The 22,441-nt window shown below is 63.7% G+C and carries 22 protein-coding genes; 10 read left to right on the plus strand and 12 right to left on the minus strand.

All coding sequences use genetic code 11. The annotated features are described in order from the left end of the window. Positions 1-142: 142 nt before the first annotated feature. Both tsf and rpsB read right to left on the minus strand, forming a co-directional pair. Positions 143-1,069: a translation elongation factor Ts gene (tsf, locus tag B4F07_RS07305; RefSeq protein WP_293698119.1), complete on the minus strand. Its 927-nt coding sequence runs from the start codon at positions 1,067-1,069 to the stop codon at positions 143-145. Between the two features lie 137 nt (positions 1,070-1,206). Then, on the minus strand, positions 1,207-2,076 hold the full coding sequence (rpsB, locus tag B4F07_RS07310; RefSeq protein ID WP_293698122.1) for a 30S ribosomal protein S2: 870 nt from the start codon (positions 2,074-2,076) through the stop codon (positions 1,207-1,209). Between the two features lie 312 nt (positions 2,077-2,388). On the opposite strand from rpsB, the gene B4F07_RS07315 reads away from it, so the two are divergent. Further along, positions 2,389-2,649: a hypothetical protein gene (locus B4F07_RS07315; protein WP_293698125.1), complete on the plus strand. Its 261-nt coding sequence runs from the start codon at positions 2,389-2,391 to the stop codon at positions 2,647-2,649. Here the strand turns inward: B4F07_RS07315 and B4F07_RS07320 are convergent. Together B4F07_RS07320 and B4F07_RS07325 are read right to left on the minus strand one after the other, a co-directional pair. Beyond that, positions 2,633-3,406 (minus strand): CDP-alcohol phosphatidyltransferase family protein, encoded by a 774-nt coding sequence (locus B4F07_RS07320; RefSeq protein WP_293698128.1) that lies wholly within the window; start codon positions 3,404-3,406, stop codon positions 2,633-2,635. The genes B4F07_RS07315 and B4F07_RS07320 overlap by 17 nt on opposite strands. A 1-nt stretch (position 3,407) precedes the next feature. Further along, complete coding sequence (locus B4F07_RS07325; RefSeq protein ID WP_293698131.1) at positions 3,408-4,142, minus strand: phosphatidylserine decarboxylase; 735 nt, start codon at positions 4,140-4,142, stop codon at positions 3,408-3,410. Between the two features lie 139 nt (positions 4,143-4,281). On the opposite strand from B4F07_RS07325, the gene B4F07_RS07330 reads away from it, so the two are divergent. Then, complete coding sequence (locus B4F07_RS07330) at positions 4,282-5,496, plus strand: NADP-dependent isocitrate dehydrogenase (RefSeq protein ID WP_293698134.1); 1,215 nt, start codon at positions 4,282-4,284, stop codon at positions 5,494-5,496. Between the two features lie 169 nt (positions 5,497-5,665). Next, complete coding sequence (locus B4F07_RS07335) at positions 5,666-7,447, plus strand: cation:proton antiporter (RefSeq protein ID WP_293698137.1); 1,782 nt, start codon at positions 5,666-5,668, stop codon at positions 7,445-7,447. On the opposite strand, the gene B4F07_RS07340 is transcribed toward B4F07_RS07335, so the two are convergent. Continuing rightward, on the minus strand, positions 7,444-10,392 hold the full coding sequence (locus B4F07_RS07340; RefSeq protein ID WP_293698139.1) for a M16 family metallopeptidase: 2,949 nt from the start codon (positions 10,390-10,392) through the stop codon (positions 7,444-7,446). The two genes, B4F07_RS07335 and B4F07_RS07340, sit on opposite strands and share 4 nt — an antisense overlap. A gap of 94 nt (positions 10,393-10,486) precedes the next feature. Here B4F07_RS07340 and B4F07_RS07345 point away from each other — a divergent pair, with 94 nt between their 5' ends. Continuing rightward, the gene (locus tag B4F07_RS07345) at positions 10,487-11,347 is read left to right on the plus strand and encodes a carbon-nitrogen hydrolase family protein (RefSeq protein WP_293704691.1); all 861 of its coding nucleotides are present in this window, start codon (positions 10,487-10,489) and stop codon (positions 11,345-11,347) included. Between the two features lie 213 nt (positions 11,348-11,560). Here B4F07_RS07345 and B4F07_RS07350 read toward each other — a convergent pair whose 3' ends face one another. Then, a complete protein-coding gene (locus tag B4F07_RS07350; protein ID WP_293698144.1) occupies positions 11,561-11,785 on the minus strand; it encodes a hypothetical protein in 225 nt (74 codons plus the stop codon). A gap of 173 nt (positions 11,786-11,958) precedes the next feature. Further along, positions 11,959-12,759, minus strand: coding sequence for an NUDIX hydrolase (locus B4F07_RS07355; RefSeq protein WP_293698147.1), 801 nt, complete (start codon positions 12,757-12,759; stop codon positions 11,959-11,961). Positions 12,760-12,857: 98 nt separating this feature from the next. Between B4F07_RS07355 and B4F07_RS07360 the strand changes: the two genes are divergently transcribed. Continuing rightward, positions 12,858-13,496, plus strand: coding sequence for a DUF4126 domain-containing protein (locus B4F07_RS07360; protein ID WP_293698150.1), 639 nt, complete (start codon positions 12,858-12,860; stop codon positions 13,494-13,496). Here the strand turns inward: B4F07_RS07360 and B4F07_RS07365 are convergent. The 3 genes from B4F07_RS07365 to B4F07_RS07375 all read right to left on the minus strand — a co-directional run bounded on the left by B4F07_RS07365 (position 13,493) and on the right by B4F07_RS07375 (position 16,760). Beyond that, positions 13,493-14,719, minus strand: a complete 1,227-nt coding sequence (locus B4F07_RS07365; RefSeq protein WP_293698153.1) for an NAD(P)/FAD-dependent oxidoreductase — start codon at positions 14,717-14,719, stop codon at positions 13,493-13,495. The two genes, B4F07_RS07360 and B4F07_RS07365, sit on opposite strands and share 4 nt — an antisense overlap. A gap of 128 nt (positions 14,720-14,847) precedes the next feature. Then, positions 14,848-15,627 carry a LytR/AlgR family response regulator transcription factor gene (locus B4F07_RS07370; RefSeq protein WP_293698156.1) on the minus strand — a complete coding sequence of 260 codons (780 nt, stop codon included), beginning with the start codon at positions 15,625-15,627 and terminating at the stop codon, positions 14,848-14,850. Beyond that, a complete protein-coding gene (locus tag B4F07_RS07375) occupies positions 15,627-16,760 on the minus strand; it encodes a sensor histidine kinase (protein WP_293698159.1) in 1,134 nt (377 codons plus the stop codon). Before B4F07_RS07375 ends, B4F07_RS07370 begins: the two co-directional genes overlap by 1 nt. Before the next feature lie 108 nt (positions 16,761-16,868). On the opposite strand from B4F07_RS07375, the gene B4F07_RS07380 reads away from it, so the two are divergent. Then, positions 16,869-17,318, plus strand: coding sequence for a LuxR C-terminal-related transcriptional regulator (locus B4F07_RS07380; protein ID WP_293698161.1), 450 nt, complete (start codon positions 16,869-16,871; stop codon positions 17,316-17,318). A 234-nt stretch (positions 17,319-17,552) separates the two neighbouring features. Here B4F07_RS07380 and B4F07_RS07385 read toward each other — a convergent pair whose 3' ends face one another. Beyond that, entirely contained in the window at positions 17,553-18,206 is a 654-nt protein-coding gene (locus tag B4F07_RS07385; RefSeq protein ID WP_293698164.1) for an ankyrin repeat domain-containing protein, read from the minus strand. Positions 18,207-18,432: 226 nt separating this feature from the next. Here B4F07_RS07385 and B4F07_RS07390 point away from each other — a divergent pair, with 226 nt between their 5' ends. The 4 genes from B4F07_RS07390 (at position 18,433) to B4F07_RS07405 (ending at position 20,742) form a co-directional block, all read left to right on the plus strand. Then, positions 18,433-18,858, plus strand: coding sequence for a lysozyme inhibitor LprI family protein (locus tag B4F07_RS07390; protein WP_293698167.1), 426 nt, complete (start codon positions 18,433-18,435; stop codon positions 18,856-18,858). 9 nt (positions 18,859-18,867) lie between these two features. Beyond that, positions 18,868-19,299, plus strand: a complete 432-nt coding sequence (locus B4F07_RS07395) for a hypothetical protein (protein ID WP_293698170.1) — start codon at positions 18,868-18,870, stop codon at positions 19,297-19,299. A 28-nt stretch (positions 19,300-19,327) separates the two neighbouring features. Beyond that, entirely contained in the window at positions 19,328-19,807 is a 480-nt protein-coding gene (locus B4F07_RS07400; RefSeq protein WP_293704693.1) for a DoxX family protein, read from the plus strand. Positions 19,808-20,100: 293 nt separating this feature from the next. Beyond that, on the plus strand, positions 20,101-20,742 hold the full coding sequence (locus B4F07_RS07405) for a response regulator (RefSeq protein ID WP_293704694.1): 642 nt from the start codon (positions 20,101-20,103) through the stop codon (positions 20,740-20,742). A 23-nt stretch (positions 20,743-20,765) separates the two neighbouring features. Here B4F07_RS07405 and B4F07_RS07410 read toward each other — a convergent pair whose 3' ends face one another. Further along, the gene (locus B4F07_RS07410) at positions 20,766-22,403 is read right to left on the minus strand and encodes an ATP-binding response regulator (protein ID WP_293704695.1); all 1,638 of its coding nucleotides are present in this window, start codon (positions 22,401-22,403) and stop codon (positions 20,766-20,768) included. Positions 22,404-22,441: the final 38 nt, after the last annotated feature.

A 22,441-nucleotide genomic window follows, 5' to 3' on the forward strand; every position in this document is an offset into this window, starting at 1 on the left:
TTGTTCGGGTTGCATTCCCCAGGTCGTCACCCCGGACGTGATCCGAGGTCCATGCGGCGAGGCCGGAGTGGATGCCGGATCACGTCCGGCATGACGAAAGCTGGGTATAATGCCGACCGAAACCCGCAGCCCAATTCTTCGTTTAGACGCCAGCGACCGCTGCGACTTCCGCCGCGAAATCGCTTTCTTCCTTCTCAATGCCTTCGCCGAGCTGGAAGCGGGTAAAACCCTTGAGCGTGATCGTCGCGCCGACATCCTTGCCGGCAGCGGCGACGACTTCGGCGACCGGGGTCTTGCCGTCCATCACGAACAGCTGTGACAGCAGCGCATTTTCCTTGCGGAACTTGGCGATACCGCCGTCGACCATCTTCGCCACAATGTCGGCAGGCTTGCCCGACTGGGCCGCCTTTTCCTCGGCGATCGCGCGTTCGCGGGCGACGAGGTCGGGATCGAGATCGTCGCCGTTCAGCGCCAGCGGGTTCGCGGCAGCGACGTGCATCGCCAGCTGCTTGCCGAGCGGTTCGAGCACATCGGCACCAGCGGTCGATTCGAGCGCGACGAGCACGCCGATCTTGCCCATGCCGGGCGCGGCAGCGTTGTGGACATAGGCAGTGACGACGCCCGAGTTCACCGACATGATGGCCGAACGGCGCAGCGACTGGTTTTCACCGATCGTGGCGATGTTCTGAGTCAGTGCTTCGGTGACGGTGCCGCCAGCCGGATAAGCGGCAGCGCCGAGCGCGTCGATGTCGGTCAGGTTGCCGGCGAGCGCCACGTTGGTGACGTCGCGGACGAAGCCCTGGAACTGTTCGTTCTTGGCAACGAAGTCGGTTTCGCTGTTGACTTCAACCATCGCGCCGCGGGTGCCGTCGGTGGCAACGCCAACCAGGCCTTCGGCGGCAACGCGGCCGGCCTTTTTGGCGGCGGCGGCGAGCCCCTTGGTGCGCAGCCAGTCGATCGACGCTTCGATGTCGCCGCCATTTTCGGCGAGCGCCTTCTTGCAATCCATCATGCCGGCGCCGGTGCGGTCGCGCAGTTCCTTGACGAGAGCGGCCGTAATTTCAGCCATGGGTGATCCTTTCCAAAGTGGAGCGGTCCTGTGAACGGGACCGCTGCGCCGCACGCGTGGCGGCGCGATAAGTCAAAACGATGACCGAGGGCGGCGGCTGCGCTGTCACAGCACACCGCCCGGCCATTCAGGCGCGCTTAGGCGTCGCTCTGACGTTCGGTTTCGGCAGCGGCTTCGGCGGGAACCTGTTCGTCTTCGGTAACCGGAGCAGCTTCGACAGCCGGGGCTTCTTCAGCAACCGGAGCGGCAGCTTCTTCAACCAGTACCGGTTCGGCGACGGGGTTCACCGCGGCGCCCAGATCTTCACCGCGATCGGCGCGAGCCTGCTGGCCGCCACGCGTCGCGGCCTGCGCGATCGCATCGCAGTACAGGCGGATGGCGCGCGCGGCGTCATCATTGGCCGGAACCGGGAAGGCAATGCCGTCGGGCGAGACGTTCGAATCGAGGATCGCGACGACGGGGATGCCAAGGACGTTGGCTTCCTTGATCGCCAGTTCTTCCTTGTTCGCGTCGATCACGAACATCACGTCGGGAATGCCGCCCATATCGCGGATACCGCCGAGCGACATTTCGAGCTTGTCGCGTTCGCGGGTGCGGTTGAGCACTTCCTTTTTGGTCAGGCCCGAGGTGTCGCCCGAAAGCTGTTCCTCAAGGGTCTTGAGCCGCTTGATCGAACCCGAAATCGTCTTCCAGTTGGTGAGCATGCCGCCCAGCCAGCGATGGTTGACGAAGTGCTGACCCGAAGCGCGCGCCGCATCGGCGATCGGACCCTGCGCCTGGCGCTTGGTCCCGACGAACAGCACCTTGCCACCCGATGCCGCCGACGAGGCGACGAATTCGAGCGCGCGCGCAAAAAGCGGCACGGTCTGCGACAGGTCGAGAATGTGGATGCCGTTACGCGCACCGAAAATATACGGCTTCATGCGCGGGTTCCAGCGGTGGGTCTGGTGGCCGAAGTGGGCGCCAGCCTCGATAAGATTCTGCATCGTGACGACAGGTGCCGCCATAGTCTTTCTCCTTCCGGTTGGTCCTCTGGAAAGCAAGAACCGGGTTCCGCAAGCGGATGGTCCCGGCACCGGTTTATGTGCGCCTTCCATGTGGAATGCGCGGGCCGTTAGCCGCGTTGATCGGCAAAAGCAAGCGCCCGCGGCATATTTGGGATGAACCGCGGGCACGCCCGATCATTCAATCTGGCGCCAATCTGACTCCATTCGTCGCAAAACACGTGAGAACAAATCATGAACATGCAACTAAAAGCCAAGCGAAACCGTCGTTCCGGTTGGAAAGGTTTCGTTAACGAAAACCCGGAAGGACAGATCATGGTTCAGGTCGCAGCCGCACTCCTCTTCGCCCTCGCCGCCGGACTCGGCATCACGGTGATCCTGGCGATGCTGAAATCGAACGAGACCGCGATTCTCTCCGCGCTGCTCGGCGAAGGTGCGTTTGCGGGCGACGCCGCACCGCAGCCCGGACCTGCCACGGCGATCAAGCTCCGCCCGTCGGCACCGCGTCGTCACATCGCGCGCGCCATCGTTGCCCGCCCCCAGCGCAGCCAACCGCAGTTCAGCTGCGCCGCCTGACCTTCGCATAGCTGGCGAGGCCGAACGGCAACGTCGCCGCGTAAAGGGCGCAGACGGCGAGCAGCGTCAGCCACGGCGCGGTCACCAGCGCAGCGCCAAGCAAACCGACCCCCGCCAGCGCGAACAACCGCCACGACCGGCGCAGGCGGATCGAGGCCCAGCTGTAGGTCGGGATCGCCGAGATCATCAGCATCGCGACACCTAGCGCCCAGGGCATCACAAGATACCATTCGCGAAACAGCTCATTGCTCGTCGTCAGCCAGAGATAGACCGGCACGAACGCCAGGCCTGCCCCGGCGGGTGCGGGAATGCCGGTGTTGAAACCGGCTGATTTATGCGGCTGAAAATCGGCGTCCATGCGCGAGTTGAAGCGCGCCAGGCGTAGCGCACAGCAGACGGCCAGCGCGAGCGCGGCGGTCCAGCCGAATTTGGGGGCATCCTGTAGCGACCACAAGAACAGAATCATTGCCGGAGCGACGCCAAAAGCGATCACGTCCGACAGCGAATCGAGCTCGGCACCGAATTTGCTCTGGGCGCGCAGCAGGCGGGCAATACGGCCATCCATGCCGTCGAGCACCCCGGCAAAAATCACCGCAGCGATGGCGAGTTCAAACTGTCCGCCGATCGCAAAGCGCACCCCGGTCAACCCGAAACACAGCGCCAGCACGGTAATCGCATTGGGGGCGAAGGCGCGCAGACCGATGCCGCCGATGCGGCGGCCCGCAGCGTCGGCCGGAAGCTGGTTGTCGTCGCTCACCCTATTGCCCGATGCCGTCGATCATGTCGGCCTTTCCGATCCGCGCGACGACGGTTTCACCCGCCAGCGTCCGCTGACCGAGCAACACTTGCGGGGTGGTACCCGCGGGCAGATAGACGTCAACGCGGCTGCCGAAGCGGATCAGCCCGACGCGCTGGCCGGTGGTCAGCTCGTTGCCCATCGTCACGAACGGCATGATCCGCCGCGCGACGAGGCCCGCGATCTGGGTGAAGCCGATGCGTACCCCGTCGGCGCGTTCGACGACGAAATGCTGGCGCTCATTCTCTTCGCTCGCCTTGTCGAGGTCGGCGTTGAGGAATTTGCCGGGGATATAGACGAGCTTGCGCAGCGTCCCGGCGACCGGGGTGCGGTTGATATGGACATCGAACACGCTCATGAAAATCGACACGCGCAGCATCGGCGCGTCGCCCAGCCCGTCGGCGCCCGCGATCTCGGGCGGCGGCGGCACTTCGGCAATCTGGGTCACCAGCCCGTCGGCTGGCGCAATGACGACATCACTGCCGGTAGGAGTGACGCGAACGGGGTCGCGGAAAAAGGTGCCGATCCACAGCGTGATGCCGAACATCAGCCAGCCGATGATTTCCCAGCCGAGCAGCCAGAAGCACAGGGTGATGATCGCGGCGATCAGCAGGAACTTGCGTCCCTCGGGATGGATCGATGGCCATTGCCATTTGATGCCGCCACCGGGGCGGTTGGAAGAGATGATGTTGGACATGGCCGTTCTTCTAGGGTGCGCGCCTGACACTGACAATGGATAAGGCGCCCCCGCGGTTCCACCACGCCCATTGATCAATCGCGCCGCTTTGCCTAAGGCCCGCTGCAACTCCGACTCCCCAAGGATAAAGGCTGAACGCATGGGCAAGATCAAGGTAGCCAACCCGGTCGTCGAACTCGACGGCGACGAAATGACCCGGATCATCTGGCAATGGATCCGCGAGCGGCTGATCCTTCCCTATCTCGACATCGACCTGCACTATTACGATCTCAGCATCGAAATGCGCGACCAGACCGACGACAAGATTACCGTCGATGCCGCGAACGCGATCGCCAAATATGGCGTCGGTGTGAAGTGCGCGACGATCACCCCCGACGAACAGCGGGTCGAGGAATTCGGCCTCAAGAAAATGTGGAAGTCGCCGAACGGTACGATCCGCAACATCTTGGGCGGCGTCGTGTTCCGCGAACCGATCGTGATGAAGAACGTGCCCAGACTCGTCCCCGGCTGGACCGACCCGATCGTCGTCGGCCGCCATGCGTTCGGCGACCAGTATAAGGCGACCGACTTCCGCGTTCCCGGCCCCGGCAAGCTGCGGCTGGTGTTCGAGGGCGAAGACGGCAAGGTCATCGACGAAGAAGTGTTCCTGTTCCCCTCGTCGGGCGTCGCGATGGCGATGTACAACCTCGACGATTCGATCCGCGACTTCGCCCGCGCCAGTCTGAACTACGGCCTCGCGCGCCAGTGGCCGGTGTATCTGTCGACCAAGAACACGATCCTGAAAGCCTATGACGGCCGCTTCAAGGACATCTTCGAGGAAGTGTTCAACGCCGAATTCAAGGCCGATTTCGACGCAGCGGGCATCGTTTACGAACACCGCCTGATCGACGACATGGTCGCATCGGCGCTGAAATGGTCGGGCAAGTTCGTCTGGGCCTGCAAGAATTATGACGGCGACGTCCAGTCGGACACCGTCGCGCAGGGCTTTGGCTCGCTCGGGCTGATGACCAGCGTGCTGATGACGCCCGATGGCCAGACGGTCGAATCCGAAGCCGCGCACGGCACCGTCACCCGCCACTACCGCATGCACCAGCAGGGCAAGGCGACGTCGACCAACCCGATCGCGTCGATCTTTGCGTGGACGGGCGGGCTCAAGCACCGCGGCAAGCTCGACGACAATGCGGCGCTGATCAAATTCGCCGACGATCTGGAAAAGGTGTGCGTTGCGACGGTCGAGAGCGGCAAGATGACCAAGGATCTGGCGCTGCTGATCGGCCCCGACCAGAATTGGCTGACCACCGAAGGGTTCTTCGAGGCAATCGTCGAGAATCTTGAAGCGAAGATGGGCGCCTAACGCCACGCCTCCGCTTTCGTCATTGCTAGCGGAGCGACGCAATCCAGGTCTGTTGAGGCTACCCTGGATTGCCGCGTCGCTTCGCTCCTCGCAATGACGCGGGATATAAGCGATTTGCTTGAGATAACCACCTAGCCAATCGGGGCCGGCCTGCATAAGGTCGGCCCCTATGGTATCGGAAACAGAAACATCAGCCATCGGCAACGCGCTGGTGGTGCTGGGCGCCGCGGGCATCGTTATCCCCGCATTCGCGCGCTTTCGCCTGCCGCCGGTGATCGGGTTCATCCTGGTCGGCCTGCTCGTCGGGCCGTCGGGGCTGGGGTCGCTGGCCGGCGATTATCCGTGGCTGAAGCATATCACCATCGGATCGACCGATGATATTGCGCTGTTTGCCGAATTCGGCATCATCATGTTGCTGTTTTCGATCGGGCTCGAGCTCTCGTTCCGCCGTCTTTGGTCGTTACGAAAATTGGTGTTCGGGGTCGGCGCCGCCGAATTACTGCTCGGCGGCGCCATCCTGGGCGGCGGTCTGTGGTTGCTTGGTGATCTGTCGACGCCCGCTGCGTTCGGACTGGGGATCGCCCTCGCCTTATCCTCGACGGCCTTGGTGCTGCCCATGGTCGGAACCAAGTCGGCGGTCGGCCGCGCCTCCTTTTCGATGCTTCTGTTCGAAGATCTGGCGATCGTCCCGATCATCTTCGTTCTCGGCGCCCTCGCCCCCAATCCGGCGGGCGACAACACCGAATTGCTGCTGACCACCTTATGGCAGGGCGCGCTGGTCGTCGCCGTGCTCGCGGTCGCCGGTTGGTTCCTGCTTCCGCGCATCTTTGCCCAGGCGGCGCGCGCCAAGGATCCCGAACTGTTCCTCGCCGCCAGTCTGCTGGTCGTCATCGTCGCCGCGCTTGCCACCGCGACGGTCGGCCTGTCGCCGATCGTCGGGGCGTTGCTCGCGGGCCTGATGATCGCCGAAACCGAATATCATGGCGAGGTGGAGGCGATCACGGCGCCGTTCAAGGGCCTCGCGCTAGGGGTGTTCCTGATCAGTGTCGGCATGGGACTGAACCTCCAAAGCATCGCAGCGCAATGGCCGCTGCTGATCGCCGCGGTTGTCGGCGTTGTGCTGGTCAAGGCGATTGTCACCGCATCGCTGCTCCGCTTTTCCGGCGCACGCCGCGGCACCGCCGCTGAAGTCGGTCTGTTGATGGCCAGCCCGTCGGAAACGACGTTGATCGTGCTGACCGCCGCACTGACGGCGGGCATTATCGATCCCGAAACGGCCAGTTTCTGGCAGCTGGTCACTGCGATCGGGCTGACCATCACGCCGCTGCTGGCGCGCGTCGGGCATGACATGGCGCGGCGGATCGAAATGCGCAGCGACGACACGCCCGAGGACGAGCCTGCCGTGGCGCGGACGGTGATCGTTGGGTTTGGCCGCGTCGGGCGCACCGTCGCCGAGCTGCTGCGCGAGCATGGCCGCTCCTATATCGCCGTCGATGCCAATATCGATAGCGTGGCGGTGGCGCGCCGCGACGGCTTTAAGGTGCGCTTTGCCGACGTCGCGCGGCAGGGCAGCCTGGACAAGCTGGGAATCGAAAGCGCCGATGCGATTGTGCTGACGATGGACGATCCCGTGCAGCAGCTGCGCATGACCAAGCAGCTGCGCCAGACATTTCCCGACCTGCCGATCATCAGCCGCGCCCGCGACGCCGACCATGCTGCGGCACTGTATCAGGCAGGGGCGACCGACGCGGTGCCCGAAACGCTAGAAAGCTCGCTGCAACTTGCCGAAGCCGTGCTGATCGATCTGGGCGTCGCAATGGGGCCGGTGATCGCCTCGATCCACGACGTGCGCGCCAAGATGCGGCGCGACATCATGACGAAAGGCGCACTGGACCGCGAACCGCGCATCCGCAAGGTGCGCGCCCCTGCACCCGGCGGCGAAACGGCTTAGCGTCCGCCTGCCGTCGTCGTTGCCGGAGTCGCGGTCGCCGCGCCCAGCGCCGATGCATCGGCCAGCGTCATCCCCTTGGGCAGGATCGCCAGCGACCATTGCCGCTGCGGCGTCAGATATTGCTGCGCCAGTCGCTGGACATCGGCGGCGGTGACCGCGGCAATATCGTCCTGCATCGACAGGGCCGCGGCGGTGACCCGCGGGTCGCGCGTCGCGCCCTCCAGCAGGAACATCCAATAGACATTGCCGGTTGATGCCCGCGCGACCTGTTCCCGGATCGGTACCGCGTTGCGCGTCAGCTCGTCGGCGCTGACCGGGTTCGCGACGAGATCGGCGGCGATGTCGCGCGCGATGCCATAGAAACGGTCGATGTCCTTCGGCGCGAGCAGGCTGCCGACGAGCAGATAACCGCCGCTGTCGAACCCGGTCGGCCAATGGCTGTCCACCACGGGGCCATAGCTGGCACCCTGTTCGGCGCGGAGCCGGTCGAACAGACGGTCGTTGAACACCGCGGCGAGCACTTCAAGACCGCGCGCTTCGCGCGGGTTGGTCATGCCGCCGCTGGTCGGCCACGCGGTCATCGCCGCTGCCTGGCCCTGTTCGCCGCGGTGATAAGCGATGTCGGGAACCGGCGCTGCTTTGGCAAAATTGACGCGCTGGCCGCCGGCGGGTGCCAGCACCTTGCGCGGCGGCAAGGCGCCGAGCGTGTTTGCCAGGATCTCGCGATAGTCGACGGCTTCAAGATCGCCGAAAATCTGTACCTCGATCGGCCCGCTGGCCAGCCGCGGCTCCCAAAAAGCGCGGAAAGCGGCCGGGGTCAGCGCTTCGATCTGCGCCTTGTCGGGCGCCGCCCAGCGCGCGTCATTGCCCGTCAGCCAGCCGCGCAGGTTGCGGTCGAGCACTGCATTGGGGGTCGCGTCGTTGAGGTCATAACCGGTGAGATAGCCGACGCGCAGGCGCTCGATCGGCGCCGCGTCCCAGCGCGGCTGCGCCAGCTTGCCCGCGATGAGCCGCATCTGGTCGGCTAGGTCCGCAGGTTTGCTTTCCGCCGACAATTCGAACGCATCGTCGTCGATGGCGAAATTGAGTTGGATCTGGCGCCCGTTGGTCAGTTGGTCGATCTCGTTCTGGCCCCACGGGCCGATGCCGCTGGCGACCAGCGCATAATCACCGGTCCACAACAGGTTCGGCGCGTCGGCGGCGACGCTGCGGTTGCCGGTGCCAAAGCGTACATTGACGCGGACCTTGCCCGGTTCGACCTTGTTGTTCGACACCAGCGCGGTCACGCCATTGGCGAATTCGATCCGTTCGGCACGCAGGCCGAGCAGGCTGTTGGTCGAGGTAATCGTCCCTGGCGTGCCAAACGCCGGGAGCTGCTTGAAATCGGCTTGCACCGTCGCCAGCCGGTCATCGCGCGCGGTCACCGGTGCTTTCAGCGCCGCCAGCACGGCAGCGTTGCCGCCCGCCGCGGTCGGCGTGGTCAACACAACGCGGGTCACGGGTGCAGCAAAGATCGCCTTGCTGATGTCCAGCATCACCTGCGGGGTTGCCGAGGCGCGGATCGCCTTGAACATATCGACCTGTCCCTGCGGACTGGTCACCACTTCGTGGATATCGACCGCGCGGACCAGATCGTCGGCGAGCCGTGCGCCCGGTTCGTTGCGGGCATTTTCCCATTCTTTGCGCAGAAAGGCTTCGATCTCGTTCGCCTCGCGGTCGATATCGGCCTGGGACGGCGGCGTTTTAACCGCATCGGCGATCACCCCGCGCACGTCGGCGAGGGCGGCCTTCCAGTCGCTCAAGGGGACGATCGAAGCCAAGGTGACGTCGGCGCTGCGGCTGACATATTGCTGTTCGACGGTCGCGACCAGATAACTGCCGCCGCTGCGCGCCCGGTTTTCCAGCCGCCGGTTGACCAGCGCCTGGGCGATGAATTCCAGATAGAGTCGGCGTGTGTTTTCAACCGTATCGATCCGCTTTTTCCAGGGGCGAACCATCGCCAGCGTCAGCGCGAGCGGCTGATTCGGCTCGACGATTTGAAGCGCGGCGGATGCCTTGGGGTCGGGTTTGCCAAAATCGGGGTCGGCGGGATTTGCCCCTTCGGCGCGCCAGTCGCCATAGTATTTTTCCACGAGCCGCGCGAGTTCGGCGGGGTCGGCGTCGCCGACGATGACCACCACCGCGCGTTCGGGTCGGTACCAGCGCTTGTGAAAGGCGGCGACCGTCGTGGCGCTCGCCTTGCTCAGCGATGTCGTCGTGCCGATCGGCGAGCGGTCGCCGAGCAGCTGGCCAGCGAACAGATGCGCGTTGGTCGCATCGCCAATCCGTTTTTGCGGCCCGTCCGATTCGCGCAATTCAGACATGACCACACCACGCTCGGCGGCGACCGCCAGCTCCGAAATTCGCGGTTCCCGGATCATCCCCGACAGCAATTTCATGCTTTCATCAAGATTGGCCGGGGTCACGTTGGGCAGGTCGAGTTGATAGACCGTCTGCGTTGGGGTCGTCTGCGCGTTCGAATCGCTGCCGAAAGTGACTCCGAACCGCTGCCAGATGCGCTTGGCCTCCCCGTCAGGGATATGTTCGGAGCCGCGAAAGGTCAGATGTTCGAGCAAATGGGCATAGCCGCGCTCCTGTTCGGTCTCGAACATCGAACCGACGTCCATGCGCACCCGAATCGAGACCTGGCCCGGCGGCACGCCATTGTTGCGCACGGCATAGCGCACGCCGTTGGGGAGCGTGCCGAATTGCCACGCGGCGTCGCGCGGAATGTCGCTGCCGGCATAGAGCCAATCGCCGGTCGCGACCTGACTGGCAGTCGTGCTCGGCGATTGGCCGCTTTGCGCGTTGACGGCGAAGGGCAGCAACAACAGCGCCGCGCTGGCACTGGCGCACAGGAACGATCGGGAGAAACGAAGCGACAGACGCGCAGGAGAATTGGCCATTGGGCCATCTTATCGCGTTCGAACCTTGCTGGCCACTGAACTGTCACGGCGCTTGTCCTGCAAAGCGCTTCAGCTTAGCGATTGCGGGATGACGATGACGAACGATCCTCTGGGCGCCGTCCCGATTGCCGCACTGGTCCAGATGTCCAGCGGTATCGATCCGGTCGCCAATCTGGCGACGATCGACCGGGCATTGGCGGAGGCCGCGGCGGGCGGCGCGGCGATGGCGTTTCTGCCCGAAATGTCACTGCTGCTCGACCGCGATCGGGCGCGATCGGCGGCGCATATCGTCCGCGAGGCCGACAGCCCCTGGCCCGAAGCCTTGCAGGCGCTGGCGCAAAAACATGGCATCTGGCTGCATTCGGGATCGATACCGCTGCTGGCCGACGAGGGCGCACGGCGCGTGAACCGCAGCCATGTGATCGCCGCCGACGGGAGTATCCGCGCGCGATATGACAAGATCCATATGTTCGACGTCACCCTGCCAACGGGGGAAAACTGGACGGAATCGGCCGCCTATGTCGGCGGCGATACGATTATCGTCGTCGAAACGCCGCTTGGGCCATTGGGGCTCAGCGTTTGTTATGATTTGCGCTTTCCCGAACTTTATCGGGCGCTGGTCGATCAAGGAGCGGAGCTGATCGCCATTCCAGCCGCCTTCACCGTGTCGACGGGCGAGGCGCACTGGCATGTGCTGATGCGCGCCCGCGCGATTGAAACCGGTTGTCATGTGCTGGCTGCGGCCCAATGCGGCAGGCATCAGGACGGCCGGTTGACCTTTGGTCACAGCCTGATCGTCGATCCATGGGGAGCGGTGCTGGGCGACGCGGGGTCGGCGCAGGACGAGGCGGGGTATCGGGTGATGCTGGCGCCGATCGACCCCGCGGCGACGGAACGGGCGCGGACAGCGATCCCGCTCGCGCGCTCGCGCATGGCGCGGAATATCACGCTCTAATCTGATGCGCTCAGGTTGCTATAGGCGTGATTGCGAGCGAAGCGAAGCAGTCCAGAGCGGCTTGTCACACGCTGTATTGCTTCGCTTCGCTCGCAATCACGATTCCAATTGAGGACATTTTTGTCCAGATCGGCACGAGAGCCAATATCGCAGACGCACAAAAGGCCCCGAGCGAACTCGGAGCCTTTTGGTAACTTTAGCGATCAGCCGTAATTACGGGCTGGTCGGCGCGTCGTCGTTGTTGTCCGACGCGATGATGATGCCGCCGATGATGGCTGCGAGTGCGATGATCGCGATGATCCAGCTCGAGCCTTCCAGCTCGCTCTGGCCTTCAACGGCCGAAGCTGCACGGGCTGCGGGAGCGGCCGATGCGGCAACCGGGGCTGCAATCATCGAGGTCGCTGCGAGAGAGATCGCAGCCTTTTTGAGCAGGTTCATTATATTCTCCGTCCACTGGATTAGTCTTGTCGAATCACACCGGAGAAAATCCCCGATCTGCTTCTGCACAGCCCTATTAGGCACGGCGTTCGGCAAATGCAACGACGATTTGCCCTAGCCCGCCAAATCTTACCGAATTGCTAAATAGAGAGAAAATTGTTGCAAAAAGGCCACTAGCCACGCCGAACACGCTCAAAGGATTCGCTCGTCACCGGGTATCCCAAATGCCCCGGAATGCACAAAAACGCCTCGCCGTCGCGGTCTTCGATCCAAGGGGTGATCAGTTCCACCGGAAACTGACCCGAATGGTCGGCGAAACCCGTAAAATCGGGAACTTGGGCAAGGCGTTCCAGATTGCGGCGGGTGGGGAAAATGACCGACACCTCCCCCCGATCGGCCATCGCCAGCGTTTCACGCGCGCTCGCCCAGAAAATATGACTGTGCTCGGCCTCCTCGACCGTCAATTCCTGGCTGTGCGGCGGCGCTGCGACGGCATAAAACCGCGTATCAAAGGTCCGTGCCTCTTTGAAATTCGGACACCAGCGCGCGAAGGGCACAAAGGAATCCAATGCGATTCGATCGCCGCGCGCCGCCAGCATGTCGGAGAGCAAGGTTCCGGCCAGTAGCGCCCGGCGGGCATCCGCCACCTCCGCATCGGCCAACCCCGGCCAGCCGACGGCGAGCCCCGTTTCCTCAAGCGTTTCGCGCAGCGCCGCCACCCGCGCTGCGCCATCAGCCGCATCAAGCGCGGGCGCGTGCTGGCGCGCCACCAGATAATCGTCGGGATCGACCCGTCCACCGGGAAACACGACCGCCCCCGCCGCAAAAGCCATCGTCGTCGACCGCTTGACCATCAGGATTTCGTCCGGCCCGCCGTTGGGCGACGGGCGCATGATGACCAGCGTGGCGGCGGGAATCGCGCCTTCGGGCAAATTTTCCGACGGGACCGATGGGGTCGTGATGCTGTTCATCATCGATGCGATAACCGGGCCGTGAGCCCTTGTCATCCCGGCATTGCGACACGGCAATCGGAGGTGCAAGAAGAAGGCGAACCGGTGTAGGGAGCAGGATATTGGGAATCGTCGAGATTTTGGGCGTTGCCGGCAGCCTCAGCCTGCTCGCAGGATGGCGGCTTTACCTCACCATATTGGCCACCGGGACCGCGATGCATTTCGGCTGGCTGCCGCTGCCCGAACATCTCGCCGCCTTGCAGGTGCTGGCCAATCCATGGGTGCTCGGCGTTGCGGCGGTCGGCACCCTCGCCGAATTTCTGGCCGACAAAATTGCCTGGGTCGATTCGATCTGGGACATGGTCCACAGTGTCATCCGCCCGCTGGGCGGCGCGTTGCTCGCGCTCGCGCTTGTCGATGCGTCCGATCCGACCTGGCAGGTGATCGCTTTTCTGCTCGGCGGCGGCGGCGCGCTGCTCAGCCACGGCGCCAAGGCGACGACGCGCGCGGTCGTCAACGCCAGTCCCGAACCGTTCAGCAATGCCGTGGTATCGACTGGCGAGGATGTTGCGACCGGCGGCTTGCTGGCGCTGGCCATCGCCTATCCGCCGCTCGCGATCGTGATCGCGGTGGTCATGGCCATCGCGGCGGTGATCGTGATCATCGCGCTCCGCCGCCTGCTCCGCAACATCAAGGCATCGTTGAAACGGGCGCTCGGCGACGAGCCGCCGACGGTCAGTAGCCCGCCGCCTGTGCCTTAGAGCGCGGGCAGCAAGGCTTTCAGCGGCGTCTCCGTATCGGCGAGCTGCTCGGCGGTTGCCTGCAGTCCGGCGGTCACGATCATCCGGCCCTGGACATAATCCTTGGTCGCATTGACGCAGTCGATTGCGATCACCCGCCCCGCTTTCAGATAGACGACCGAGAAGCTGCGCGTCGCCGGGTCGCCGCGCATCACCGCACGGTCGTGGCCGGTCGACAATCCGGCGGTCTGAAGCTTGAGGTCATATTGGTTCGACCAGAACCAGGGGATCGCATGATAGGGCGCTTCATCGCCGCAAATCCCCTTGGCAACGACATTGGCCTGATCATTGGCATTCTGCACCGATTCCAGCCGGATCACGACGCCCTCGGCAAAGTCATTCTCGTGCGCGGCGCAGTCGCCGATCGCATAAATGTCGGGCAGGCTGGTCTTGCACAGACGGTCGACCAGCACGCCATTGCCGCCCGCCGCACCCGCCGCGATCAGCGGCTCGACCGCCGGAACGATGCCGATGCCGACGATGACCAGATCGGCGGGGATGACTTCGCCGTCCGCCAGCCGTACCCCGGTGACATGGCCCTCCCCCTCGATCGCCTCGACCGCGACGCCGAGCCGCAGGTCAACGCCATGCTCGCGATGCTCGCGCTCGTAGAAGCGCGAGAGTTCGGTCCCCGCGACGCGCGCCAACACGCGGTCCTGCGCTTCGAGCAGCACGACCGTCTTGCCCGCCTTGCGCAGCACCGCCGCGGCCTCCAGCCCGATATAGCCGCCGCCGATGACAACGATCTGGTTCGCTGTTTCGGACGCCGCCTTCATCGCATCGGCATCGGCGCGGGTCCGCACGCCCTGAACGCCCGGCAGGTCGCCGCCCGGGATCGGCAGCATCCGCGGGCTGCCGCCGGTCGCCCAGACCAGCTTGCCGTAACCGATCATTTTGCCGCCGTCCGTGGTGACGTGGTGCGCCGCGGGATCGACCGACACGACCCGCGTTCCCAGCAGCATTGTCACCTCGCGCTCGTCCCAGTATTTGGCGGGACGCAGTTGGATCCGTTCGAATTCCTTTTCGCCCGCGAAATACTCTTTCGACAACGGCGGCCGCTCATAGGGCAGTTCGGGTTCGTCGCCGATGATCGCGATGCTGCCGGTGAATTTTTGGGTGCGCAGCATGATCGCGGCTTGCGCGCCGCCATGGCCGGCACCGACAATCACCACGTCGAAGTGCATCAATACCTCTCCCGCAATTCGTTCGCGCGTCCCTTGCACGGGATGCAGGGTGAGACAAGCAGCACCCCCTGCCCGTCGGCAAAGAAAAACTTGAGGCGCGCACCGTGCCGACCCGGTTGCCGAACCCGTCAGTCGCGGCGCGCGAGGCGGGCGCGAATGGCCGCGGTATAGGTGCGGCCGACCCTGAGTTCGGTACCGTCGGTCAGGACCGCGATCAGCGAATGAAACTGCCCGCCCTTCACGCGTTCGACCGCGTCGATCCGCACCATCGTGCTGCGGTGGATGCGCAGAAACTGCTGCACCGGCAATTGACGTTCCAGGGTCGCCAGATTTTCATTGTACAAATAGCTTTGGCCGTCGGCGTGGATGCGGACATAATCGCGTTCGGCCGCGACATGGGTGATACTCTCGGGCTTGATGCGGATATATTCGCCGCCTGCCCGCACCCATAGTTCGGCCATATGCGGCCGCGACGCATCGCCGGTGGCACGCAAATTGGCCACTACTTCTTCCAGCTCGCGGATGCGGTCGGCGCTGTTCGACTGCTCGGCAACCGCACGCGCACGCTCCATCGCGGTCTGGAACCGTCCGGTTTCGATCGGCTTGGTCACATAATCCACCGCGCGCGCCTCAAAAGCGCGCAGCGCCTGGTCATTGAACGCGGTGACGAAAATGACGGCGGGCGCAGGATCGGGCAAGTGCCGGATCAGGTCGAACCCGCTGCCCCCCGGCATCCGGATGTCGAGCAAGATGATGTGGCAGGGGTTAGCCGCCAACCAGTCGATGGCCTGCGCGACATTGCCCGCCTGGCCGACCTCGCCAACCCAGGGCAATTGCTGCGCGAGCCGCACCGCACGGCGCCGGGCCAATGGCTCGTCATCGACCACCAAAATCGACAACCGCTGCATCAGATCGCCCAGGGAAGGCGGATTTCGGCGCGGAACAGCGCCGGGGTCAATTTGGTTTCAAATCCGCTGTCGCCGCCAAAGCGCGCCGACAGCCGTTCGGCCACATTGCGCAATCCGATCCGGCTGCCCGGTCGCACAGCGCTTTCTTCGACCGAACAGAGATCATTCTCGACCCGAATGCCGAGACGATCGCCTTCCCGCCACGCGGTGATCCGGATCCCGACTTCCCCGGTACAGGGCTCGACGCCATGGCGGACAGCATTTTCGACCAGCGGTTGCAGGATCAAATTGGGGACCAGCGCCTGAAGCGCGGCTTCCTCCACATCAATGGTGAACCGCATCCGATCCGGGAAACGCTCGCGCTCGATCTCCAGATAATCCTCCTGCAAGGCGAGTTCGGCCGCCAAGGTGACGTCCTTCATCGGATCGAGTTCCAGCGTCTGGCGGAGAAACGCCGACAGCGACACCATCATCCGCTGCGCCCGTGCGGTCGCCCCCTCCTCGACCAGCCCCATCGCCGAATTGAGCGTGTTGAACAGGAAATGCGGATTGATTTGATAGCGCAGCGCGCGCATCTGCGCCGACAGCGCCTCCTCGCGCGCCAGCGCCAGACTGCGCTCGCGGTCGCGGACATCAAAGCTGTAGATCAATGCGACATAAAGGCACGACCAGCCAAAAAACATCGCGGTGCTGGAAATCATCGTGTGTCCGAACTGGACGTTGTCGAACACCCAGCTGTCGGGCCGCGCCATCCACAGATAGATGACAATGTCGATCACGCTGTAGATCGCTGCAGCCAGGATCGAGAACGTAAAGGCGATCACGACCTTGGTGAAGATCGATACGGCGCGCAGCCGGAACAACAGCGCGGTGACCACCAAAGTCAGCCCGGCTCCAAAGCTGTTCAGCACCACCTTGCCGAATGCCGACGCGATCGGATCGGTCCCGGCAATGCCCCACAACAAGCTGTCCGAAAGCAGCACGCACAGCCAGAACAGAGCCGCCAGCTTGACCGTCGTCGCGGTAATCGCCTTGCGTTCCTGCGGGGTCGCCACGCCCAGTGGCGCGGGCGGATTGGCGCCGCCGCGGATCAACCGGGCCTGTTGTGCCTGTTCCTCTGAAACGCTCGTCATCACCAACAAGCCATTGGTAGAAAACTCCACCCGTTCATTGTCGCCTGCAAGCCAACTGCCGGTTTCCCCCCTCATCCTTTGTCGCCGATGCGATAGCATTGCCGCGCCATGAAACATATCGACCCGTCATCATATCCCGCGTTGCAGTCGGACGTCGATCCCCGCGCTCGCGATGACCGGACCATCGTCCTGGTAACGATTTCGCGGTATCGCGGCGAGGACGCCATTTCGCGAATTAAATCGGTGCTCCCCGGTTCGGAGATCATCAACCTGTCCCAGCTGTACGTCGATCGCGACGTCACCGATATCCTCGCCGAGCCCATCTCCTCTCCCGCGCCCGCGCCGCTGACTCACCGGCAGCGAGAGATTCTGGACTATCTGCTGAGCGGCCTGTCGAACAAGGAAATTGGCCGCAAGCTTGGGCTGTCGCATTTTACGGTGCGCAACCATGTGTCGAACATCTTGCGCATTCTGGGGTATCCGTGCCGCCGGGCAATGCGCCGGTCGCTGAACGCCGGGGCGGTGCTGCCGACCTTTCCCACCAGCTTGGCGGCCTGACCACCGCAAGAACGACGCAGGGCGATGATCGTCGGCGCCCGCGCGGCATGCGCCAACCGGCTTTTCGCATCGACGATGATCGACCGAACCCGGCGTCCGACCGGACGCCAGATATAAAGATGTCAGCCCCTGCATCGACGCCATCCCAAGGAAATTATCGATAGCGCGACCCTAGCGGAGCATATGCGCGAACCCAATCGACCGCAGGAACCGGTACATGGGGCTTTCCAACCTCTAGGGCACTGGCGTCTCCAGCGCGATGCCATGTTGCCGCAGCCATGTTACGACCTCCCGCCGCGCCTGCAATGTTTCGGTATTCAACAACCGGTCGGGGGTCATGAACAGATAACGCTGAAACGTCTGTCCCTGCGCATTGCGCGCGGTGGCTGGCGCGCCTGCGTCCAGGAGCGCGAGCACATAGCGCGGTTCGTTGATCTGCGCCGCAACATGCAGCGGCGTGTTGCCAGTCGCATCGGCCAGCGCGGCGCTGGCGCCCGCCGCCAACAGTCGGCTGAACTGGCGGTCATTCTCGGCGAGCATGGCCGACATCAGCGGTGTGCGGCCATTGCTGCGATTGGGCGTATCGGGGCTTGCTCCCCGCGCCAGCAATATATCCAGATAGGCCGGATCGCGCGCCATCGCCGCATAATGGACCGCGGTATCCCCGTCGCGATCAGGCAACAGCGGGTCGCCCCCGGCATCCAACATCGCGCGCACGTCACTGGGCGCGGCGCCTCGAAAGATGAGCTGCGTCATGGCCGGACGGCGCGGCGGATCGGGCGTCGTCACCGGCGGCTTCGCCGCGGCATCCGGTTCGCGCGCGCTGGACAGGCTGCCTGGCAGACCGATAGACACAGCGGCGCCGAGCAGCGGGAGCGCCCATATCATGCGTCGCTGATCGGACCTTGCCATCACATCAACATCCCCTGCGACCATCACAAAACAAAGCCCGTCGATGCACCGGTACGCCGGCCGCCCTGCCACCGCAGGGCGCGCGGCCCTATCCCGCCAGACGACGTCCGCCCGGCTGTGACCATTCGGTCGGCACCGCATCCGGACGGGAGAGCGAGCGATGGCACCATGTTCTCACCGCAAAGCGACGGCCAGCCGATCGATGCTCGCCTCCGCCGGGCTATTCATGCTTGTCATGCCTGGCATCGTCGGCGTTCGGGCAACCGACGCGGCGGCGTTGGATCGATCGCCGGAGTTTCGCGAATGTATCCGCGACAGCGGGGGCGTCACTGCGGCGATGCAGGACTGCATCGGGGGCGAATATCGGCGGCTCGATCAGGCGCTGAACATGGCGTATCGCGGCGCGCTGCGCCGGTTGCCAAGTGACACGGCGCGATCGCGGCTGCGCGCGTTGCAGCGGACGTGGCTGAAAAACCGCTGGGACGTTTGCGCTGACGAGGTGGCCCGCTCGGGAATGGCGGGCGGTTCCGGCGGCCTCCTGATCGAGGGGAATTGCCGCTTGCGCATCGTGGCGGATCGCACCCAGTGGCTGCGGGACTATCCGCAGCCTCTCCCTTACGGACGATAGGGGAAGCCGATGGACACGATCGAAATCGCCAAACTGCTGCTCTTTTCGGGCGCCGCCTCGATGCTTTTTTCCACCTTTCTCGGTTTTTTGATGCTGGTGCCGATGCAGCCATGGGGGCGCCAACTGCTCCAGGGCATGAATTTCAAACAATTTGGCGCCGCGCATCTTGACTGGTTGATGCTGGGGTTGATGCAGGGGCTGGCGGGTGGGCTTGTCATCGTCTTTGCCGTCGAACCTGCGCCGTCGGCCGTGTGGGCAATGATCCTGGGGGGCTGGCTCAATCCCCTCGCCTATGTTTTTCGAGCATTTGGCGTGAATGCCTTTGCATTCGGCGGCGTTGCGACGCAGCGGCTGGCCGCGACGCTGGGATTGGGTTCGAGTGTGGCAATCTCTTATGCCTGGGTGGCGATCCTCTCGGCGTGCTGGAGCGGCTGGAGATGATCCCGCTTCGGCCCGCGACAGCGCAACCGTGCGCTACGCAGGTTGCCGCGCCGCGGCGCACACGGTGTTTCGCGCCATGCGGATGAAAATCGCCCGCTTTCCGTCATCCAGCCGCCTTACCCGACCGACGATTTTGTTCGCGCGCGTCATAACGGCGGGATTGTTCATGGCGCATGCGGTGGTGCGGATCGCCAATGACACGATCCCTCAGTTCGGCCAGTTCATGGAAGGACAAGGATTTCCTGCCGGCGAAGCGCTGGTATGGGCTATCACCCTGACCGAGCTGGTGGCGGGCTTCCTGATGATCGTCGGCCGCTTTGTCCGCCCCGCGGCGGCGGCGCTGCTGGCGATTGCGGTGGGCGGCATTGTCCTGATCCACCGCCATTCTGGCTGGTTCGTCGGCGAACATGGCACAGGCGGCGTCGAATATAGCGCCGCGCTGATCATCCTCTTGTTGCTGATCATGGCGGACGATCAGGATCGCCAGCCGCGCCTAGAAATCCCATGACGTGCTAGCCCATCGCGATGGTTGCGGCCAACTGCCGATAGCGTCAATTTGAACCGTCAATTTTTGGGGTCATGCCCGTCGGCGCTCGCCCCTCGCGCCCTTTGCGGGCGAAACGACACCAGAGATTCCCATCCGCCAAAGGGTCGCTTGGTGGCGAAGGGGCTCGCAGCGATGCGAGCCCCTTCCTGGAACGGCGAACCAGTACCTCATGGGGCTGGCATCGGCCGTGGCATTGCGCGACCAAGTAACGACTGACGCCGCGATATCTGGCGACAGTGGAGTTTCAGTGCGACATGCAAATGCCAACCGCCGAACGAATTCTGGTTGCCGACGATCACCCCGTGTTCCGCGACGGAATGAGCCGCCTGGTCGGCGGCGCGTTTCCGCACGCCGATGTTGTCGAAGCGGGCAATGTCGATGAGATTATGGCGCTGGCCGGCGTCGGCGCCGCGCCCGCCGTTTTCATCCTGGACCTGATGTTTCCGGGCATGGACCCCGCGACCACCATTGCCACCCTTCGCGGTCAGTTTCCTACCTCGTCGATCATCATCATTTCCATGTCAGATGACCCCGAAACGATCCGGCGCGTCATGCAACAAGGCGCCGACGGATTCATTGGCAAGGCCATGCCGTCCGATGCGATGTTATCGGCCATCAAAGCGGTACGAAACGGCGATACGATGGTCCTGGTCCCCGAGACGGCTTCGATTGTTCCACCGCCGCCCCCATCACAGGCCCGCGTTCAGGAACTCACCCCGCGTCAGCGCGATGTTCTAATTCAATTAGCAATGGGCAAGACCAACAAGGAAATCGGCCGTCAACTCGACATATCGCCGTTCACGGTGCGGATTCATGTATCGGCGCTGCTGCGGATATTGGGTGCCAATACGCGATCGGAAGCCGTGAAAAAGGCCGGTGCGCTGGGCATTCAATAGCCGCAGGGTAAAGCCGCTTCGTACTACCCCCGGCGGCTGCGCAACGCCGCGATTGCCGACCGTAGCTCGGCAGGTTGCACCGGTTTTTTGAGGATAAGGACGCGCGCGTCGGCGATGCTTTCCTCGATCGCTATTTCATCATGCCCCGTCATCACAATCGCCATTGGCGGAGGCTGTTGATCGCGGTGGAGTGCGATGCAGTCAGCACCGGTCCTTCCGCCGCCGATGTCGAAATCGGTGACGATCAGATCGCATGGCTGCGCGTGCGGCGGCACCGTGGACCAGGCGGTAACATCGGCGCCCCATGTCCGCAGCAGGTCGGCCGTCGCATCAAGCACATCGATGTCATCTTCGACAAGCAGGATGCGCAGGCCGTGCAGCGGCACGGCATAGCTGGTGTTGCGACCAACCGTGCGCAACGGCAACGCAGCGGCCGCGGCCAACCCGTGAATGGCGACGCCCGTCCCCCGCCCCGGCGTCGAGCGAATTTCGGCATCAAGACCCATCAGCGCGCCCAGTCGCTTGACGATCGACAGGCCCAGCCCGACACCCTGCATATCGGCGCTGCCCAATTTGCGGATCTGATAAAATTCGTCATACAGCCGCGGCAAATGCTCGGCCGCGATGCCTGGGCCGCGATCGACGACCCAAATCGAAACATTGTCGCCGCGCGGGCGACAGCCGACCAGAACTGGACCGCGCGGGGCATATTTGATCGCGTTCGACACCAGATTTTGCAACATGGTCAGCAAAAGCGCCCGATCGGCCAACACGATGCGACGCGAGGCAACGAAGCGCAGATCGACCCCGGCCCATTGCGCGCTGACCTGATTCTGTTGTTCGAGCATACGGAACAGCTGGGCGATGGCCACCGGTTCAAGCTTCGGCGTCACCGCGCCGCTGTCGAGCGTGGAAATATCGAGCAGCGAGCGAAACAGCTCGGCAACCCCCTGTAACGATCGATCGATCCGATCGACGATGGTGCGCTGCTCGGGCGCCAGACCGGTTTGGGTCAGACTGTTGAGGAATAACCCGATCGCATGAACCGGCTGGCGCAGGTCATGGCTGGCCTGGGCCAGAAAACGTGATTTTGCGGTGTTCGCCTCCTCGGCGGCGCGGCGCGCTTGCTCGATATCACGAAGCAGCGTCTGGATGTAGATCGGTACGATTAATGTCGTCAGCGACAGGGTAAACACCAGGATGGGATTGGCGCGCCAATAAGGCGTCAGCGCCGTGATCACGGCTAGCGTGAATTGCACCATCACACCCGCGATGATCATGTAGCGCGACCCATAACGCAGGCCGTTGCCGACGGTGACCCACATGATGATCGCGTAAGTAGGCAGCATCGCGGCGCCCCCCGCGATGAGCGCGAACCCCAGCCCCGCAAAATCATTGATCATCCCGAAAATCCGGCGCGCCGGATAATGGCCGGGAAAGCGAATGATCAGATATAGCTGCCCGGCAGCGACTGGGGCGTAACATGCAAAATAGGTGAGCACTTCGATCGCCCACGGCTGAATCCGCTGTTCGGGCGAAGTGATGATGCTCGCGCCGATCGCATAAGCGGAAACGAGCATGAGGATGAACATGCGGATCCACGCCTGCATCTCCTCCGACCGCTCTTCGATCGGGGTGCTTTTCAGGCGGCGGAAGATCATCTTTGCGATAAACTTTTCTGTCACAGCGAACGCTCGGC

This window comes from Sphingopyxis sp. UBA6723 (assembly GCF_002454115.1).
Lineage (GTDB): Bacteria > Pseudomonadota > Alphaproteobacteria > Sphingomonadales > Sphingomonadaceae > Sphingopyxis.

Bases quoted from the DNA above. Each gene is read 5' to 3' on its own strand.
- tsf (WP_293698119.1), bottom strand. From the start codon at position 1,069: ATGGCTGAAATTACGGCCGCTCTCGTCAAGGAACTGCGCGACCGCACC.
- rpsB (WP_293698122.1), bottom strand. From the start codon at position 2,076: ATGGCGGCACCTGTCGTCACGATGCAGAATCTTATCGAGGCTGGCGCC.
- B4F07_RS07315 (WP_293698125.1), top strand. From the start codon at position 2,389: ATGGTTCAGGTCGCAGCCGCACTCCTCTTCGCCCTCGCCGCCGGACTC.
- B4F07_RS07325 (WP_293698131.1), bottom strand. From the start codon at position 4,142: ATGTCCAACATCATCTCTTCCAACCGCCCCGGTGGCGGCATCAAATGG.
- B4F07_RS07330 (WP_293698134.1), top strand. From the start codon at position 4,282: ATGGGCAAGATCAAGGTAGCCAACCCGGTCGTCGAACTCGACGGCGAC.
- B4F07_RS07335 (WP_293698137.1), top strand. From the start codon at position 5,666: ATGGTATCGGAAACAGAAACATCAGCCATCGGCAACGCGCTGGTGGTG.
- B4F07_RS07340 (WP_293698139.1), bottom strand. From the start codon at position 10,392: ATGGCCAATTCTCCTGCGCGTCTGTCGCTTCGTTTCTCCCGATCGTTC.
- B4F07_RS07345 (WP_293704691.1), top strand. From the start codon at position 10,487: ATGACGAACGATCCTCTGGGCGCCGTCCCGATTGCCGCACTGGTCCAG.
- B4F07_RS07350 (WP_293698144.1), bottom strand. From the start codon at position 11,785: ATGAACCTGCTCAAAAAGGCTGCGATCTCTCTCGCAGCGACCTCGATG.
- B4F07_RS07355 (WP_293698147.1), bottom strand. From the start codon at position 12,759: ATGATGAACAGCATCACGACCCCATCGGTCCCGTCGGAAAATTTGCCC.
- B4F07_RS07365 (WP_293698153.1), bottom strand. From the start codon at position 14,719: ATGCACTTCGACGTGGTGATTGTCGGTGCCGGCCATGGCGGCGCGCAA.
- B4F07_RS07370 (WP_293698156.1), bottom strand. From the start codon at position 15,627: ATGCAGCGGTTGTCGATTTTGGTGGTCGATGACGAGCCATTGGCCCGG.
- B4F07_RS07375 (WP_293698159.1), bottom strand. From the start codon at position 16,760: ATGACGAGCGTTTCAGAGGAACAGGCACAACAGGCCCGGTTGATCCGC.
- B4F07_RS07380 (WP_293698161.1), top strand. From the start codon at position 16,869: ATGAAACATATCGACCCGTCATCATATCCCGCGTTGCAGTCGGACGTC.
- B4F07_RS07385 (WP_293698164.1), bottom strand. From the start codon at position 18,206: ATGATATGGGCGCTCCCGCTGCTCGGCGCCGCTGTGTCTATCGGTCTG.
- B4F07_RS07390 (WP_293698167.1), top strand. From the start codon at position 18,433: ATGCTCGCCTCCGCCGGGCTATTCATGCTTGTCATGCCTGGCATCGTC.
- B4F07_RS07395 (WP_293698170.1), top strand. From the start codon at position 18,868: ATGGACACGATCGAAATCGCCAAACTGCTGCTCTTTTCGGGCGCCGCC.
- B4F07_RS07405 (WP_293704694.1), top strand. From the start codon at position 20,101: ATGCAAATGCCAACCGCCGAACGAATTCTGGTTGCCGACGATCACCCC.
- B4F07_RS07410 (WP_293704695.1), bottom strand. From the start codon at position 22,403: ATGATCTTCCGCCGCCTGAAAAGCACCCCGATCGAAGAGCGGTCGGAG.